Here is a 16,467-nt window from a genome sequence, read left to right as displayed (position 1 = left end):
TTTTTAGCGTAGTGCCACGAGTTCGGCATCATCCGTTAATACATAAATAGTGCCCCCGGCAACAACCGGCGGGATGCTTGCTTTATCAGAAAGCTCGATCTGCCCCAGGATTTTTCCATCATACGGCGAGACCGCCACGGCTATACCGTAGTTGGACACTAAAATCAAACGATCACTGGCAAGAATGGGTCCAGACCAGATAATCAGGTCCTTTTTATCTTCCGGGTCATCATATTTGCCCAACGGGCTCACCCAGCGGATCAATCCATTGCGGCGCGACAAACAAACAAGCTCACCATCCGTGGACACTACGAACAAAAAGTCACCGGCAATCCAGGGTGTTTGCAGCGTCGAAATCTCCTGATCCCACAACCGATTCCCGGTGCGCAAATCCACGGCAATCATTCGGCCTGAATAACTGGCTGCATAGACGACGCCGCGATCAATGACAGGAAACGCATTGATATCCGTCAGCGACGTCAGCGAACTGTATGTCTGTCGCCGCACCAACCGTTCATTCCATGCCTGCTGGCCATTGCCAGCCCGCAAGGCAAAAACCTCGCCACTGGCAAAGGGTACCACAACCGTACCATTGCTATAGGCAGGACTAGCCGCCCCGAGCAGACCGGTGGTTTCGACACCACCTTCAAAATCCCAGTTAATTTCGCCTGTCTCCGCATCCAGCGCATACATGCGACTATCAAAAGTCAGGACAAAAACTTGCCCTTCAGCAATGGTTGGCGCCGCCCGGAGGGGCACGCCCAGATTAGTGTCCCAAATTCTTTCACCGGTTTCCGGATCAAGCGCGACCACATCCCCAAAGGACGTCGTCGCGAAAACTCGGCCATATTCAAAGGAAACACCCCCGCCGATATTGCCTTCGTCTTCGTCTTCCGGGGTCAGGTCAGTCGTCCAGATCTCATCGCCATTTTCTACTTCAAAGGCACGAACACTGGCTTCTGAATCCATGGTGAAAACCCGACCATTGGCGATCACCGGAGAAGAAAACATTCGGTTTTCGTCATCCGAGCCCTCACCGATCGACACCCGCCAGGCCTCTTCCAAATCCTCTCCCAACGCGAGATGATGCATCGCATGAGACGGAATGCCGCCAGCTTGTGGCCAGTTCACATTCTCAAAGGGTGCTGGCAATCGGACTTCCAAATCTGCAAGCCCGGCATCCGCTTCCAACTTTTGTTCCAGCGCCAATATGGAAATGCGATCTCCCGGTAACGGCGGCGGTCCATCGTTTTCAAAAATCGAGCACCCAGCCAGACTTATGGCCAAAATCCCGAGAGACAGCTTATTTATCACAGACGTCTTGATCATATGTTTATTGAAACTCATCTGTAACCAGTACTCAGACCAATTATAAAACTGTTATTCGCCGCTAAGGGCCGCTAGAAGCTGCTCTACACGTGTCTTAACATCCGGGGGTGCGGACGCGTCATTTTTGAGCTGTGTCAGCATCTCCACCGCTTTCGTTTTCTCCCCATCCTGAAGAAAGGACAGAGCAATAAGTTCGTTGGCGGACGCACTCCAGATAGAACCGGCCTCTGCAATCGTCGCGACTTTCGTGCGGACTTCTTCCGTTGTGCCGTTATCCAGCAGGTAATATCCGGCCAGCAAATCCGCCAACGAGGAAAATTCCTTATCAACAGAACTATCCGCGGCCAGCTGATTGTATATCTCCAGCGCTTCACTGCCGTTGCCGGATTCAACCAGAGCACTTGCTTCACGCAATTGGGCCAGTGCCCGATATCCAGCATTCCCTTCCTCTGCCAAGGTAGCGAAAGAGGCGGCCCCTTCGTCCAGTTTGTTTTCGGCGACCAACGCAGCGGCAGCTTGGAAGGCCGCACCCTGACTCGCTGACTGGCTGAGAGTATAGTTTTGCCATCCCACATAGGAGGCTGTCCCGACCACGATCAGGACCGCCGCTCCAATAACGTAATTGCCGTACCTTTTCCACAGCGCCAGCGATTTATCTTTGCGGACGTCTTCATCCACTTCACTAAAAATATCGGCCACACAAAACTCCAATGCATCTCAGATTTCGATGCCAAATTAAACTGCTCCGTCTGCTTAAGCAAATGATGTCTTATCATTTTGGCTAAAAACAGGCAGAGATTTCACATATTTCGCCTCTTTTAACTTACCCGGACACTGATTACATCTTAAAATGCAAAATAACGGTAATTCCCGGAAAGGAAAAAAATGTCCGAAGGACAGATTTTACAACTCGTCGCCCTCGTGATGGTGCTCGGCCTGGTCCTCCCGGGCTTTATATATTACTCAAAACGCCTGACAAAAGGGGCGGTTTTACGAAATATTGCCATTTGGCTGGCCTTGATCTTCGCTGCCGCCGTTTTATACCGGGTATTCGGTTAGGGTTTCCACCCCAGCTCCTTGCTTTGGGGACTTTATGCGTGTTCTTTCGAACGTCGCGACCAGCTCGTTACGACCATTGATCCATTGCGGCTGCTGGCAGACATAGTTCGGGCAAGATCAACGGCGTTGATCCCGCAATTTAGTACCTAAAAATTTCGCGACAAATTTCGTCCTAGGCATCCCGCCTGGGCGTCACCAAGATTTTATACGGATTATCGACTATTTATATTTGCCGGATTATCGGCTTGTCGATCCATGTCAATCTTTACGATGGTACTTAATAAAAATTAGCCGGGCCAGGATACCCTAATTATTCGCAAGGCGCTTATTATAGATGAGCGTCCTTTAAAATTCGTCCTCATTACCGGCGGCGCGTTCCGTGAAATCCCTTCACATGGAGGCGCCAATAACATCGTTATGCATCCGGGGAAATCATTCTTTTCTGAATCCCTTTTGACCTCTCTTATATAGCACATCTGAATTGAATATGCAAGACCTCTAATGTCTAAAAGCATCTTTTTCGTGCCTTGATGTCGCCCAAAACCTTTACCATTATTTCACGATTAGACGCTAAGATGTTCCAATATAAAGCGTTCTGTGTTTTTGGACCGGAGTTAGAGTACATGGCCAATACGTCATTAGATAAAGAAAAGCAGGCTATCGTGAAAAATCTCATCGATACTTGTGGTCTTCAGCGGGCCCTTCACGCGGCCACGCAATTCGGATGGCACGACATTGCCTCAGAAATCAGTGAGGAAATCGATCGCAAGAAACATGACAGGCGCCAGACACCTACTCACCACTGAACCCCGTCCTACGGTGTGGCGTAATTCAGCAACTCGCTAATGAAACGCCCGGGTAATATTGCGAACAACCCAGCCATGGCCACCCCGATCAAGGTTCCCATCATAAAGGCTGCATGCCGCCGAACATTCCCTTTGCGAATATTCCAGATTGCCATGAACAGACAGAATAGAACCCAGACGCTCAGTCCGTGAATCCAACTGAAGCTTCCTTCTTCCAGACTACGCATCCAGAAACTGGGGATGGTCACGATCAACATGAGAACAACCCAGCCACGTCCCAGGGACTTATGAGTGGCATCCCCTTTGGGATTTCGCAGCAACTGCAAGATACCAAGTCCCAAGGCCAGCAGCGCGGCAATCAAATGAGCCCAAGTGAGATAAAGGGCGGCGTAATCTGTCATCGTGTTTCCGACGTCTCGTTAAGTGGACCTTCACCTTACCTTTGAATAGTAAACGACTAGTCTACCTGCAGCGGTAAGTTTGGATCTTCCGACCATTCCATCAAGGATCCATCGTAGAGAGACAGATTTTCATATCCCAGAAGGCGCAGGGCAACAAAAGTGGTGCTGGCGGCAATGCCACCGCCGCAATAAGTAATCACCTGATCGGTTTTTGAGATCCCGCGATCCTCCAGGATCTGCGTGATCTCGTCCAGTGACCTGAAAGCGCCACTCTCCGGCTGCATCATGGCGGCTGCTGGTAAGCTGAGGCTTCCCGGAATACGGCCTGGCCGCCCGAAAGGTTGTCCCCGGCCCGCATGCTGCCCCGCTGACAGAGCATTAAGAGCGATGACATCATCGCTGTCCATACTGGCAATGACATCCGCTTTGCTCGCGACCCAATCAAGATGAGGCGTTGCCGTAAAGGTCGTTGGCTTAAAACTCTCTTCGCCAGATGCGACCGGTCGGTCAGCGGCCAACCATTTATCGAAGGTGCTGTTCAACAACCGGACATTGGCGCCAGCGACCGCCAACACCCACCAGCAGCGATGCACGGCGAAGGAGATGTGGTTGCCATAGAGGACAATGGTATCGTTATCGCGAATTCCCAGCGCCTCCAATCGCCGCCAGATAACTTCCGGGTTTGGCAAAGCAAACGGAAAAGGGCCCTCCGGATCCGAGAGGTCCTCGACCATATGCAAATAAGCGGCACCAGGGATATGGGACATAAGATACTCGGGATACAGGGAAACGTAATCTGAGGGCCCTGGAGGCTGCGGGACAATAGTCACGCGCGTATCAATGATGCGAACCGTAGGGTCCCCCATATGGGCTTCGAGCCAATCTGGTTCAACAAGAATACTGGCCATGCCCTTCGCGCCGTTCACAGGTAGGTATACAGAAGTCCGAGACTGCCGAGGATCAAAGTGGCAAAAGTCATATACATTCCGGCTTGCCGAAACACGAATTTTTCTTTTGGATTACTGATACCGAAGGCATGAAGACAGCGTCCAACAAGTAACAAGCCACCAAGCCCCATAATCACATATATGCCGACTGCGCGCATTTCCAGAAACGTCAGAAGCAGTAATGTTAAAGGCACATATTCGATGAAATTGGCATGGGCCCGTTGAGCCCGCTGTAACTCGACATTGCCGCCATCCCCGACAGCAACCTTCGCTTTGCGTCGTTTCAAGATTGTTCGAACGCTCAAATAAACAAAGATCAACGCGAGAAGCGCGGCGAATATGGGCGTTACAATGACATGCATGTTCTTATTCCTCTAATTTCTGATGAAGCCCTAAACACATAAAATCGACAAGGTCTCTTGGCCTTGCTCTTTTAGAAAAGCAGAAATCTCCGGTTCATAATTTGGGTTCATAATCAACACAAGCTCGTCTCCTTGCGCCGTAGATACAAAATATTCAGCGCTAACAATTGGGAGATGTGATGAGGGTAAAAATTTCCCTTGTTTCCTTGGATTAATGTCCACAACAAAGGGAATTTGGGATATTAAATCTGGCATAAACCGCAGAAGGTGATGACAGAAGAGAACACCCTTAGTCGCACCTCCCCAGATGATCACCTTCCGATTTCTAGCGCGATCCCTAATTTCCTCAATAAGAGGCAAAAATCTGTCAAACAGAAAACCAAAATCAACGTCTTCCCATTTGTCACCCATGTAGTTCTCAGTCGACAGATTATTTAAGTTAGAGAGTACATATTGGTATTGATTATTAAACAAACGGCCAGAAGAGGAGGCTTTGGTAAAGAGATTACTCAAAGATTGCTGGTCAAAATAATTTACGTGTTCATAGGTAATATCGAAAAACGCTTGGTTGGCAACGATCCAATCAAAATCTGGTACTTCAATATAGATATCAGTGTCGCCAAAAATTTCGGATAGCGTCGAGACAAATGACTGTGGTTTCTGAATATGCTCAAGAACGTGCCGGAGAACAACTATATCAGCCTCAATATTATCTTCCGCATTTAAGAAACGTTTTTCTATTTTTGGATGTTGTCCTTCGTATGCGGCATCATATCCGCGAAGATCAAACCAATTTCCTTTTTCCGCGAGTTCGATAAAACTTCCTTTGCCGCATCCCACTTCAACAAGTTTTGCACCTTTTGAGTAAGTATTTTTTAGAATTTCAAAAACACTCTGCATATGATCCGAAAACGCGGCCGAGACGGCTTGATCATTTTGGTAATTGTCGTCATATGAAATCAAATTTTCATCAAACAGCGCATTAACGATAAGGCGCGACGTCATGTTTCTCTTCAAACCCATCAGTCCAAATGCTTCTTTGCCATCGGCCGTATCAAGCGGCGAATTTGGAATAATCGGAATTTCAAAGCTATGAGCCATTCTCTTTTTTCTCTATGCCTTCAGTTAGAACAAGCAGTTTTTTAACAAAACGTTAATGACGGTTATTCCCATTCAATGGTTCCGGGTGGTTTCGAGGTAGTGTCATAGACGACACGATTGATGCCGATCACTTCGTTAATAATACGCGTCGAGACACGACCCAGAAATTCATGAGTGAACGGATAATAATCTGCGGTCATGCCATCGGTGGACGTCACCGCCCTGAGCGCGCAGACGAAATCATAAGTCCGGTTATCCCCCATGACACCCACCGTGCGCACGGGCAGCAAAACAGCAAAGGCCTGCCAGATTTCATCATAGAGACCGGCTTTACGAATTTCGTCGAGATATATCACATCCGCTTTGCGCAGAATTTCCAGTCGTTCCCGGCTGATGGCCCCGGGCACCCGGATCGCTAGACCCGGCCCAGGAAACGGATGACGGTCCACCAATTCAGACGCCATGCCTAATTCGCGGCCGAGGTCCCTCACCTCATCTTTAAACAACTCACGGAGCGGCTCCACCAATTCCAGGTTCATGTGATCGGGCAAGCCCCCCACATTATGATGAGATTTGATGGTCACGCTGGGTCCACCGGCAAAAGAGACACTTTCAATCACGTCCGGGTACAAGGTGCCTTGCGCCAGAAACTCGGCGCCACCGACCTTACTCGCTTCGGCATCGAAGACTTCGATAAAGATCCGGCCAATAATCTTGCGCTTGGTTTCCGGATCGTCGACGCCGTCCAGCTCACCGAGGAACTGCTCCGATGCATCCGCATGTATAAGCGGTATATTGTATTTATCGCGGAAGACACGAACGACCTGCTCAGATTCGCCGGTCCGCATGAGGCCGTTGTCCACATACACGCAGGTGAGCTGATCTCCAATGGCTTCATGGATCAGGACAGCAACAACAGAGCTATCGACGCCGCCGGAAAGGCCGCAAATTACTTTACCATCGCCAACCTGCTTGCGAATCGCCGCAATGGCTTGATCCTTAAATGCCGCCATGGTCCAGTCACCCTTGAGGCCGCAGACCTTATGCACAAAATTTGACAACAGCGCCGCCCCGCGCGGCGTATGTACGACTTCGGGATGAAACTGAACCCCATAAAAATGCCGGCTTTCATCCGCAATCCCTGCGAACGGCGCCCCGTCGGAGGTAATAACGACAGAGAACCCGTCCGGGATATCAACGACGCGGTCGCCATGGCTCATCCAGACTTCGTCGCGGGCGCCCTTTTCCCAGACACCGTCAAATAGATCACATTCATCGACGATATCAATGGGCGCACGGCCGAATTCCCGGTGATCGGGGGCCTCCACTTTGCCGCCCAGCTGCTCGCACATGGTTTGTTGCCCATAACAGATTCCCAAAACCGGGACACCCATGGTAAAAACCTCATCCGGTGCCCGCGGCGTTTCATCACCGATAACGGATGCTGGCCCTCCGGATAAGATAATCCCGCTCGGATCAAATTCCTTGAGCTTTTCTGCTGCTGAATTGAAAGGAATGATTTCGCTATAAACCCCAGCTTCTCGGACGCGACGCGCGATCAGCTGAGTGACCTGACTGCCAAAGTCAATGATCAGAATACTGTTTTTCATCGACGGGTTTTAGACATTCTGAAACGGTCTGTCTAGCCTGTTTGTGGTGCCAACGGGCATAAACTACAACGGGCGCCCTGAAGCGCCCGCATGTTCGTCCTCCTGAGGCCCTTGAAGGAGATCAGGATCTGGCTTTATATTCTTCTACAGCGCGCTTCAGCATCGTGTATTCCGCACATCCAAAAAAGCAGATGCTATCTAGCTTGGCGAGATGCTTTTCCGCCATATCCAGATTATTTGTCTGCAAATAGGCTTCACCGATATACTCGTTGGCACCGAGATGCTCTGGATTGATGTCGAGGGCCATATTGTAATTTTTAAACGCCTCGTCGTAATTCTTCATTTTCCGATTGGCATAACCCAAATAGTTGTAGGCATCAGCATTTTTCGGATCAGCGGCCGTCACTTTCGTAAAGGAGGCGATGGCAACCGCCCATTGCTGCTGATCGATAGCAGCCTTGCCAGCTATAAATTCAGGGCTATCGGGAACGGCGGCTTCCGTGGGGCTACTACTCCCTGCCGCATACACTATTTGAGCGGTGAGGACATGAGCCGCAACCAATGTAAAAAGTGCAATTGTTAGTTTCCGGAATGCCATAATACGAACCCCTTTTTCATATTTATTTCGTCTTTAAAAGACTCATACGATTTGGTTGACTAATCAGACCATACCCGACGTCAAAATAAAAGTTACATTTGTTCACGAGCCGGTGAGCAGACAATAGTATTTGTTTATGTTGGAATCGTGACAGAGAATTGCAAGACAAGAATCACCAAAACAAAAATCCACCCAATATGATGTAGTAAAATCACCTTTCGCAACACCGCTCGAACCGGAGCAATACCGCCAGTGAAACTTACTTGAGAGGCCTGCCGCAACGCTTCCCGTCCAAAGGTCGCCGAGAAAACCAAAAAAAGAACAATAATCCCAACATTCAAAAGTGAAAATATATCGTATTTACGAAGGTAACATTGGTAAAGAGACAGAAAAAATCCTGCGTTGACTAAAATCGCCATAATAGTGGGCCCGCGGTAAGAATTAAAACGCTGGATATCCTCCAAAATACGGTGGGTACTCTTATCGTTGACGCGTGGATTATTTACATCTCGAATTAATCCGAAAGCGGGTCGTTCTACAAAACTTAGTAAGAGCAACATCCCATTTGCAATACCGAACACGGCAGAAACCAGCCCAAAAACATACTGATCCATCGAGTTTTCCCATTTAGATAAAATTTTAGGAAAATTACTCGTATTTCGTGCTTTTTTCAAGAACTGCTGTAAAAAATCCGTCGGAACCGAAATCAAGCGGTGTTAACGACAAGAATTCTCCTGCGTATGTACCGCCAAGTCCCGCTTCCGCCCAGAGTTGCGAAACCGGCACAGATTTGTATTCAGGATGCTGTTGAAGAAATGCTTCAACCTGTTTTTCGTTTTCTGCGCTAAAAATCGAACAGGTTGCATAAATCAGTCGGCCACCAGGGGCAACAAGTGTACTCGCCCTCGATAGGATATCCTGTTGAATCACTGTTAGTTCGTCCAGGCGCTCCGTCGTTAAATTCCATTTCTGATCCGGCTGGCGCCGCCAGGTTCCAGAGCCGGAACAAGGCGCATCGACAAACACCCGGGGTATCTGCGCAATCAATGGTTCCAGTAGCTCCACGTCATTGTCGCTTCCGGAAATAACCAGCGGCTCAATGATATCTGTGGTTGCGCGACGGCTACGGCTTTTGATATCTCGCATCCGTCGGGCATTGATATCGAAGGCGTGAATTTTTCCCTGGCTTTGCATGAGGGCTGCCAACGCGAGACTTTTGCCGCCTCCGCCGGCGCAAAAGTCGACGACCTGCATTCCAGGGTGAACATCAGCCAAACGCGCTGAAATCTGGGCAGCTTCATCCTGCATTTCCGCTAGACCCTGATCAAGCAACTGATGACGGCTGATATTACCGCGAGAGTTAAGGATCAACCCATCCGGCGAAATCGTTGTTGGTGTTACCTCAATATCATCCACCGCCAGCAGCCTTTGTGCTTCATCGCGATCTGTTTTCAAACTATTGACCCGCAAGGTAACCGGTGCCCGTTGCTGATACGATGCCATCAACGAACTTGCATTTTCAGGATACTGCGCCTGTAACAGATCAGAAATCCACTCTGGAAAGTTCGCGGCGGCATGAGGCGGCATCGATGACATATCCAGAGACGTAGCCGAACCTAAGGCTTGCTGTTCACCGCTACTGAGTTCCGCAAGACCATGAGATCCACCAAAATAATCGCTTGCGAGAGTGCTAACATCAATATCGTCAAATAAAACAAGAGATAGAAGTCCGGCGGACCGGCTTCCCAATTCAAGCGCTAAACTCTCTGCGCACCAGTCCAGCTCTCCTTTGTGGCGCAAACAACGGTAGACAAATTCGCTCACCCACCGCCGGTCTTTTGACCCTGCATAACGTCGGGCCCGGAAATAAGCAGTGACATGTTGGTCAGCTGGGGTTGAGGCAGCCTCGATGAAACCGAGCAGCTCAACAGCTGCGGCGAACCGCGCGGAAGGGGTCATAATATTTTATCCGTTTTGACGATAATTAGGAGCTTCGCGGGTAATTGAGACATCATGAACATGGCTTTCCCGCAAGCCAGCATTGGTAATCCGTACGAAGGAGGCATTCTTCTGCAAGCTGATGATATCTGGTGAGCCCGTATAGCCCATTGCAGCTTTGAGGCCGCCGATCAATTGATGAATGACTGCGTTTGCCGGACCACGATGGGGCACCCGCCCCTCAATTCCTTCCGGAACCAGCTTCAAATTATCAGAGACTTCCTCCTGAAAATATCGATCTGCGGATCCGCGCGCCATGGCACCAAGAGATCCCATGCCGCGATACGATTTAAATGATCGTCCTTGATACAAAAAGACTTCACCGGGGCTTTCATCGGTTCCGGCCAGCAAAGAACCGATCATCGCACAGCCCGCACCGCCCGCTAGCGCTTTCGCCAAATCACCGGAGGTTTTGATCCCACCGTCAGCGATCACTGGAATACCGCTTGCCTGCGCTGCTTCGGCAGCATCCATAATGGCCGTCAGCTGTGGTGTCCCTACTCCAGCAACGATCCGCGTCGTGCAAATTGAACCAGGGCCTATACCGATTTTGACCGCATCCACACCAGCATCAATGAGCGCCTGTGTCCCAGAGCCAGTTGATACGTTGCCGCCAATCACCTGTGTCGAATTGCTAAGTTTCTTGATACGGCTAACGGCTTCTAACACTCGGCTAGAATGCCCGTGGGCGGTATCAACAACCAGCACATCAACTTCCGCATCAATCAGCGCTTCCGCACGGGCAATACCGTCATCCCCTATTCCCACGGCCGCTGCAACTCGCAGCCGCCCTTGCACGTCTTTAGATGCATCAGGATAGAGTGTGGATCGCTCAATGTCTTTTACGGTAATCAGGCCAATACAACGATACTGATCATCAACCACCAAAAGTTTCTCGATACGGTGCTGATGTAAATATCGCTTTGCTTCTTCTTGCGTGGCGCCTTCCGTGACAGTGACAAGATTTTCATACGTCATGAGTTCGGAAACTAACTGACGAGTGTCCGTTGCAAAGCGCACGTCACGGTTGGTAAGAATACCAACCAGTTTTCTTGTGTCCGGCTCAGTCACGGGAATACCGGAAATCTTATGCATCTGCATTAAATGCAAAGCTTCTGACAGGGTGTCTTTTGGGCCGATCGTGACCGGATTGACGACCATGCCGGCTTCAAACTTTTTGACCCGCCGTACCTCATCTGCTTGTTCCATCAGGTCGAGGTTTTTATGAATCACGCCGATCCCGCCTGATTGCGCCATGGCAATGGCCATTGGTGCTTCAGTGACCGTGTCCATGGCACTAGATATAAGAGGAATGCCCAACTCAATTTCTTTGGTCAGGTTTGTCGTCGTAACCACTTGGGTCGGGAGGATTTCAGAGGCTGCTGGTTGCAGCAATACGTCGTCGAAAGTAAAGGCTTCACGAATGTTCATGGCAACTCCTTGGGAATTGCCGCGCAATCATATACTTAACTTTCGAAATTCATAGACCCTATTACGGCAACAAGTACTTTTTTTTATCGAGCTCAAATTTACCGTGCACAATGGCACTTTTCTGCCAAACTCGAACAAAAATTTACGTGTAATAGAATATTCTTCAGACTGTTTATCCGGTTACTCCGGTTCGTTCTGGTTTTTTCCCCGAAAACCGGTGGCCACCACATAGGCTTCTCGCGAATCCGGACGGCTTGCTTCCGGCTTGGCATGATAGACAGACGTAAAATTCTTTTTCATCCGGTTCAGCAATTCATTCTCCGTTCCGCCTTTGAGAACCTTGGCGACAAATACGCCGCCGGGCGCTAGAACTTCGATAGCAAATTGCAAAGCGAGATCACACATGAAAACAATTCGAAGGTGGTCTGTCTGCCGATGACCGGTCGTCGGCGCTGCCATATCGGATATGACTGCATTCACCGGACCGCCAAGCATTTTTTTTACTTTGGTATCTGCGCCATCTTCGGTAAAATCCAACTCCATAATCTCGGCCCCTTGCATCGCTTCCATCCCGAGAATATCGACAGCCAATACTTGACCTTTACCTTTAAGCGCTCCAACCCGATCTACAGCGACTTGTGTCCACCCTCCTGGCGCAGCGCCCAGATCAACCACTGAATCACCAGATTTAAGCAACCTATAGCGATCGTCAATCTGCATCAGCTTGAAAGCCGCACGCGATCTTAAGCCCCGTGTTCTGGCTTCCGCCACATAAGGGTCGTTAAGCTGCCGCTCCAACCAGAGTGTTGAGGAATTTTTCCGTCCTCGAGCAGATTTGACCTTGGTATGCAATAGCCGCCCGGTCAGACCTGTTGAATTCTGGGTAACGCCTGTTTTTTTTCGTCCACCTTTACTCATGACGTGACTTCCTGTGATACGCGCGGCTCATCATCTGCAATACGCATCATTCCATGCAAGAGCCCCTCGCGGAGTCCGCGATCTGCCACCCGCAATTTTTTGACCGGCCAAACATCATGCATGGCCTCGACGATCGCGCAGCCGGAAACAACGAGATCCGCACGTTCATGGCCAATACAGGGTTCCGATACCCGCGCTTCATAATCGCTTTGCGCCAGGCGTTTGCAGACATCCCTCATGGATTTAGCGTTGAGCCAGGAACCATCCACTTTTCGGCGATTGTATCGTGGCAAACCCAAATGTACTCCTGCTAGCGTCGTGACGGTTCCTGATGTTCCCAACATTTGCACAGTGCCACCCTTAATATTCGCCGCGATGTCGTGCTCATTTTCAAAATTGTCTATATGCTCGGCAACGTCTGAAATCATATTAGCGTAGGCATTTTCAGAAATGGATCGGCCACCATGGCGCTCCGTCAGTGTCACCACGCCATACGGAATTGACATCCAGCCAAGCACTTCACTTTGCCGTTTTTCAGTCAAACTGAGCCAGATAAGTTCCGTGCTACCGCCACCAATATCAAAGACCAGCGCATTTTTATTGCTAAAATCCAGCAATGGCGCACATCCATCAGCGGCCAACGCAGCTTCTTCGCCCGTCGTTATAATATCAAGTTCGATCCCGCACTCGTCTTTAACGCGCGCCAGAAACGCCTCACTATTCAAGGCTTTGCGGCAAACTTCCGTGGCGACGCACCGCATTCTGGTCACGCCACACCGTCGCATCTTGTCGGAACATATTTTTAGCGCTTCAAGGGTTCTCTCTACGGCGTCCTCGGAAAGCATTCCGGTAAGGCTCACGCCTTCGCCTAGTCGAACGATCCGTGAGAAACTATCGATGACACGAAAACTGCTCCCTTGAGGCTTTGCAACCAAAAGACGGCAGTTGTTGGTTCCTAAATCGACCGCGCCATAAACATGGTGCCATCGTCCAGTCCCATTTCTATGTCTACTTCGATACCGTCTCTGCTCGCCCTTCCCCCGTCGCGGGTTATTTCGTGTTGTCACCCAGGACATACCTCCAGGTCAATTTTGCAGGCTTTCAAGCCATTGCCCTAAGACTAACAGCTTTCTGGGGATTGGTTCACATATATTTTCGCCGATCTGCGTTTTCTGTATCATTGACAAGCGATCCGGGAGTTGCTAGTGAAGCCGCCTACCCGCCCAATATGGGCTCAGCTATCTTCGCGGATGGGGAATCGTCTAATGGTAGGACAACGGACTCTGACTCCGTCAATCCTGGTTCGAGTCCAGGTTCCCCAGCCAAATTTTATCTAAATATTTCAAATACTGTAACGGAGAAAGCTTGGGTTTGGATAAAAAAACTGAAAGCACGAGTATAACTGCGGGCTTCAGCTCTCTTTAGAAAAAAATGATCTGATTGCTCATCCGCATCGTATAAACTTTCAAACAAATTGTTTTTTGGGTTATGAGAGTTACTCCCATGCTGAATATTCTGAGGCTAACACCGGTACTTTTGCTAACAATTATCGGGGGGCTGAATTCTGAAGAAGCTCGTGGAGACATCGTCAGTAAAGACGATCCGACCATTCTCTATGGGGACAAACTGGAATTTGCGGTTCTCAGAAATGGTGAATCCGTTGGCAGTCATCTTGTAACCTTCAGAAAAATTAGTGCCGATCTAGAAGTGACATCCAAGTTCAACCTGGAACTTTCACTGTTGGGTATATCTATTTATAGGTACCAATATAGCAGCGTCGGGAACTGGTCCGGTGGTATGCTCATTTCATTAAAAGTCGATGTGAATGACGACGGATCGAAAACGCAGAATTTTGCGGCACGCGAAGACAAGAATTTTTGGCTGAATGGCGCCAAATTGGCCGGCGCGGAAAACGATACCCTCTTCCCAACCAACCATTGGAACGTCGATGTTTTGCAACAAGATAAGGTCCTGAACACTATTACCGGAGAAGTAAACCGGACAAAAATCCGCAATGAAGGACAAGAGGTCATCGCCGTCAAAGGTGGCGAAGTAAAAGCAAACAGATACCTCTACACCGGTGATCTTAATGCGACGGTCTGGTATGATCGTGAAGGCCGATGGGTAAAGCTTAAATTCAAGGGTCAGGACAATTCGGATATCGAGTATTATTGTTTAACTTGCAGCAGGGTATCGGACCAAATGGATGACCAGTAAGATTGTTTGGATTGTCGGTGCCAGTAGCGGTATCGGCAAAGAGCTTGCCCGTCAATATGCTCAAAAAGGGGTTACCGTGCTGGCAAGTGCCCGGCGATTGAATAAACTTGAAGAACTAACAAACGAGTTTCCAAATCAAATTTCGGCCGTGCAACTAGATGTTACCGATACCGACAGTATACAGAACGCGACAGAAAGAGTTTTCAATTGCGATAATATGCCGGATACCATTATTTTGAATGCCGGTATTTATCAACCTATGTCTCACACACATTTTGTCGCTCAGAATGCCGAGGAGGCGATGATGGTAAATTATCTAGGCGTTGTCAGAATGATCGAGCCTATCCTTCCCAGGTTAGTGAACGCAAATAGAGGTAAAATTGTCGTGGTGGGCTCCGTCGCCGGGTATAATGGTTTACCATTATCTTTGGCCTATGGCCCTACGAAAGCAGCGCTGATAAATCTATGCGAAGCGTTATACATTGAGCTGATCGGCTCCGGAGTTAGCGTACAATTAGTCAGTCCAGGGTTTGTTAAAACGCCACTGACAGAAAAAAATAAGTTTCCGATGCCATTTCTATTAGATGTCTCGGATGCAGCGGAACGAATTCTAAAAGGCATCGATAAAGGCAAATTTGAAATCGTACTTCCGCGAAGGTTTGCCTATCTCTTGAAGATAATTAGAATGCTACCTTATACTGTTTCTCTTCCGTTGTTGAGAAAGCTAACCGGATCATGAGCAATATTGATATTCAGGAAACCTGCCAGCGTTATGTAAGGTTTTTTGAGAATTTGACGCCTAAATCAATTGAAGAATTAGACGATCTGACGGTGATCAACCTTTATTTTGAAGATCCGTTTAATAAGCTGAATAGTAGGGTGGATGTAAAACGAATGTTTGCAGACATGTTTACACAAATGTCTGATCCTGAATTTGAAGTACTTTCGGTAAGCTGGAATGAAGCCGGTGATACGGCTATATTAAAATGGCGGTTTACGGGTCAAGCAAATCGTATAGGAGAAATAGACTTTACAGGGATGTCAGAAGTATCCTTTAACACAGAGGGTTTGATAGAGTCTCATATTGATTACTGGGATGCCGCAACCTTCTTTTATGAAAAGATCCCGTTGTTGGGAAGCATGATCAGGCTGATAAAACGTTCTATGCACCTTTCTTGAAAAACAATGTGACAGTCCCAATTTCTATACCCCAACGGGTTACTTTGGCTTTATTAATGATCACGTCATCGGCCTGACGGTACAACCAATCATCAAATTTCACGCGCCAAAGGCTGTCTTCTACTTTTAAATCCATGCTGTATTTCCAGTTCAGGGCATTACCATAGGATACTCCCTTGGCGACACCGATAATATCGTCGGCGGTGCCCTCAAAGTTATGGTCGTCTTTTCTGACAATGCTCCAGACCCGACGCGATATTTCACCATCATCATAGATGAAATTTTCATCGAGCGTCAGGGTATCGCCTTCTACTGTGCCTTCGATGCTGACTTTGAACTGTCGACGTAGATCACCAAATCGGTCTTCAAAAATACCCCATGCCGTCGTGCGCCCATCAAAATATGTAAACAAGTTCAATTTTTGATCGGCATTTTCGAATTGTTCTGGCTTCATTGTTCCGCAACTGCTCAATAGAATGACTAATGTTATTGCCAGTAAAATTCTCACGGG

19 protein-coding genes and 1 tRNA gene are annotated in these 16,467 nt (G+C 48.8%); 6 read left to right on the top strand and 14 right to left on the bottom strand.

What is annotated here, in order from left to right; all coding sequences use genetic code 11:
* Window positions 1-3 precede the first annotated feature (3 nt).
* Entirely contained in the window at window positions 4-1,347 is a 1,344-nt protein-coding gene (locus V7723_RS04110; RefSeq protein ID WP_335683164.1) for an outer membrane protein assembly factor BamB family protein, read from the bottom strand.
* A gap of 33 nt (window positions 1,348-1,380) precedes the next feature.
* Entirely contained in the window at window positions 1,381-2,028 is a 648-nt protein-coding gene (locus V7723_RS04105; protein ID WP_335683163.1) for a tetratricopeptide repeat protein, read from the bottom strand.
* A 186-nt stretch (window positions 2,029-2,214) separates the two neighbouring features.
* On the opposite strand from V7723_RS04105, the gene V7723_RS04100 reads away from it, so the two are divergent.
* The gene (locus tag V7723_RS04100) at window positions 2,215-2,388 is read left to right on the top strand and encodes a hypothetical protein (RefSeq protein ID WP_335683162.1); all 174 of its coding nucleotides are present in this window, start codon (window positions 2,215-2,217) and stop codon (window positions 2,386-2,388) included.
* A gap of 623 nt (window positions 2,389-3,011) precedes the next feature.
* Window positions 3,012-3,194 (top strand): hypothetical protein, encoded by a 183-nt coding sequence (locus tag V7723_RS04095; RefSeq protein WP_335683161.1) that lies wholly within the window; start codon window positions 3,012-3,014, stop codon window positions 3,192-3,194.
* Window positions 3,195-3,202: 8 nt separating this feature from the next.
* Here V7723_RS04095 and V7723_RS04090 read toward each other — a convergent pair whose 3' ends face one another.
* The 11 genes from V7723_RS04090 to V7723_RS04040 all read right to left on the bottom strand — a co-directional run bounded on the left by V7723_RS04090 (window position 3,203) and on the right by V7723_RS04040 (window position 13,627).
* Window positions 3,203-3,595, bottom strand: a complete 393-nt coding sequence (locus tag V7723_RS04090; protein WP_335683160.1) for a DUF2306 domain-containing protein — start codon at window positions 3,593-3,595, stop codon at window positions 3,203-3,205.
* Between the two features lie 56 nt (window positions 3,596-3,651).
* Entirely contained in the window at window positions 3,652-4,503 is an 852-nt protein-coding gene (locus V7723_RS04085; RefSeq protein WP_335683159.1) for a sulfurtransferase, read from the bottom strand.
* 14 nt (window positions 4,504-4,517) lie between these two features.
* Window positions 4,518-4,904 (bottom strand): MAPEG family protein, encoded by a 387-nt coding sequence (locus tag V7723_RS04080; protein ID WP_335683158.1) that lies wholly within the window; start codon window positions 4,902-4,904, stop codon window positions 4,518-4,520.
* A 30-nt stretch (window positions 4,905-4,934) separates the two neighbouring features.
* Window positions 4,935-6,005, bottom strand: a complete 1,071-nt coding sequence (locus V7723_RS04075; protein ID WP_335683157.1) for a class I SAM-dependent methyltransferase — start codon at window positions 6,003-6,005, stop codon at window positions 4,935-4,937.
* 62 nt (window positions 6,006-6,067) lie between these two features.
* Window positions 6,068-7,615 (bottom strand): glutamine-hydrolyzing GMP synthase, encoded by a 1,548-nt coding sequence (gene guaA, locus V7723_RS04070; protein WP_335683156.1) that lies wholly within the window; start codon window positions 7,613-7,615, stop codon window positions 6,068-6,070.
* A gap of 121 nt (window positions 7,616-7,736) precedes the next feature.
* Complete coding sequence (locus V7723_RS04065; RefSeq protein ID WP_335683155.1) at window positions 7,737-8,213, bottom strand: tetratricopeptide repeat protein; 477 nt, start codon at window positions 8,211-8,213, stop codon at window positions 7,737-7,739.
* Between the two features lie 134 nt (window positions 8,214-8,347).
* Window positions 8,348-8,827, bottom strand: a complete 480-nt coding sequence (locus tag V7723_RS04060; protein WP_335683154.1) for a hypothetical protein — start codon at window positions 8,825-8,827, stop codon at window positions 8,348-8,350.
* 34 nt (window positions 8,828-8,861) lie between these two features.
* Window positions 8,862-10,172 (bottom strand): RsmB/NOP family class I SAM-dependent RNA methyltransferase, encoded by a 1,311-nt coding sequence (locus V7723_RS04055; protein WP_335683153.1) that lies wholly within the window; start codon window positions 10,170-10,172, stop codon window positions 8,862-8,864.
* Window positions 10,173-10,178: 6 nt separating this feature from the next.
* Complete coding sequence (guaB, locus tag V7723_RS04050; protein WP_335683152.1) at window positions 10,179-11,642, bottom strand: IMP dehydrogenase; 1,464 nt, start codon at window positions 11,640-11,642, stop codon at window positions 10,179-10,181.
* Between the two features lie 180 nt (window positions 11,643-11,822).
* Window positions 11,823-12,560 carry an RlmE family RNA methyltransferase gene (locus tag V7723_RS04045; protein WP_335683151.1) on the bottom strand — a complete coding sequence of 246 codons (738 nt, stop codon included), beginning with the start codon at window positions 12,558-12,560 and terminating at the stop codon, window positions 11,823-11,825.
* The gene (locus tag V7723_RS04040; RefSeq protein WP_335683150.1) at window positions 12,557-13,627 is read right to left on the bottom strand and encodes a Ppx/GppA phosphatase family protein; all 1,071 of its coding nucleotides are present in this window, start codon (window positions 13,625-13,627) and stop codon (window positions 12,557-12,559) included. Before V7723_RS04040 ends, V7723_RS04045 begins: the two co-directional genes overlap by 4 nt.
* 184 nt (window positions 13,628-13,811) lie before the next feature.
* Here V7723_RS04040 and V7723_RS04035 point away from each other — a divergent pair.
* From V7723_RS04035 to V7723_RS04020, 4 genes are all read left to right on the top strand, one after another.
* Window positions 13,812-13,885: transfer RNA gene (locus V7723_RS04035), tRNA-Gln, on the top strand.
* A 178-nt stretch (window positions 13,886-14,063) separates the two neighbouring features.
* Complete coding sequence (locus tag V7723_RS04030) at window positions 14,064-14,777, top strand: DUF6134 family protein (protein WP_335683149.1); 714 nt, start codon at window positions 14,064-14,066, stop codon at window positions 14,775-14,777.
* Window positions 14,767-15,516 (top strand): SDR family NAD(P)-dependent oxidoreductase, encoded by a 750-nt coding sequence (locus tag V7723_RS04025; RefSeq protein WP_335683148.1) that lies wholly within the window; start codon window positions 14,767-14,769, stop codon window positions 15,514-15,516. The genes V7723_RS04030 and V7723_RS04025 overlap by 11 nt, the downstream gene beginning before the upstream one ends.
* Window positions 15,513-15,956 carry a nuclear transport factor 2 family protein gene (locus V7723_RS04020; protein WP_335683147.1) on the top strand — a complete coding sequence of 148 codons (444 nt, stop codon included), beginning with the start codon at window positions 15,513-15,515 and terminating at the stop codon, window positions 15,954-15,956. The genes V7723_RS04025 and V7723_RS04020 overlap by 4 nt, the downstream gene beginning before the upstream one ends.
* On the opposite strand, the gene V7723_RS04015 is transcribed toward V7723_RS04020, so the two are convergent.
* A complete protein-coding gene (locus tag V7723_RS04015) occupies window positions 15,940-16,464 on the bottom strand; it encodes a DUF3833 domain-containing protein (RefSeq protein WP_335683146.1) in 525 nt (174 codons plus the stop codon). The two genes, V7723_RS04020 and V7723_RS04015, sit on opposite strands and share 17 nt — an antisense overlap.
* Window positions 16,465-16,467 lie beyond the last annotated feature (3 nt).

Origin of the sequence: Sneathiella sp. (genome assembly GCF_036960985.1) — a bacterium.
Taxonomy (GTDB): Bacteria; Pseudomonadota; Alphaproteobacteria; order Sneathiellales; family Sneathiellaceae; genus Sneathiella.
This window is presented reverse-complemented; position numbering and strand designations above follow the sequence as displayed.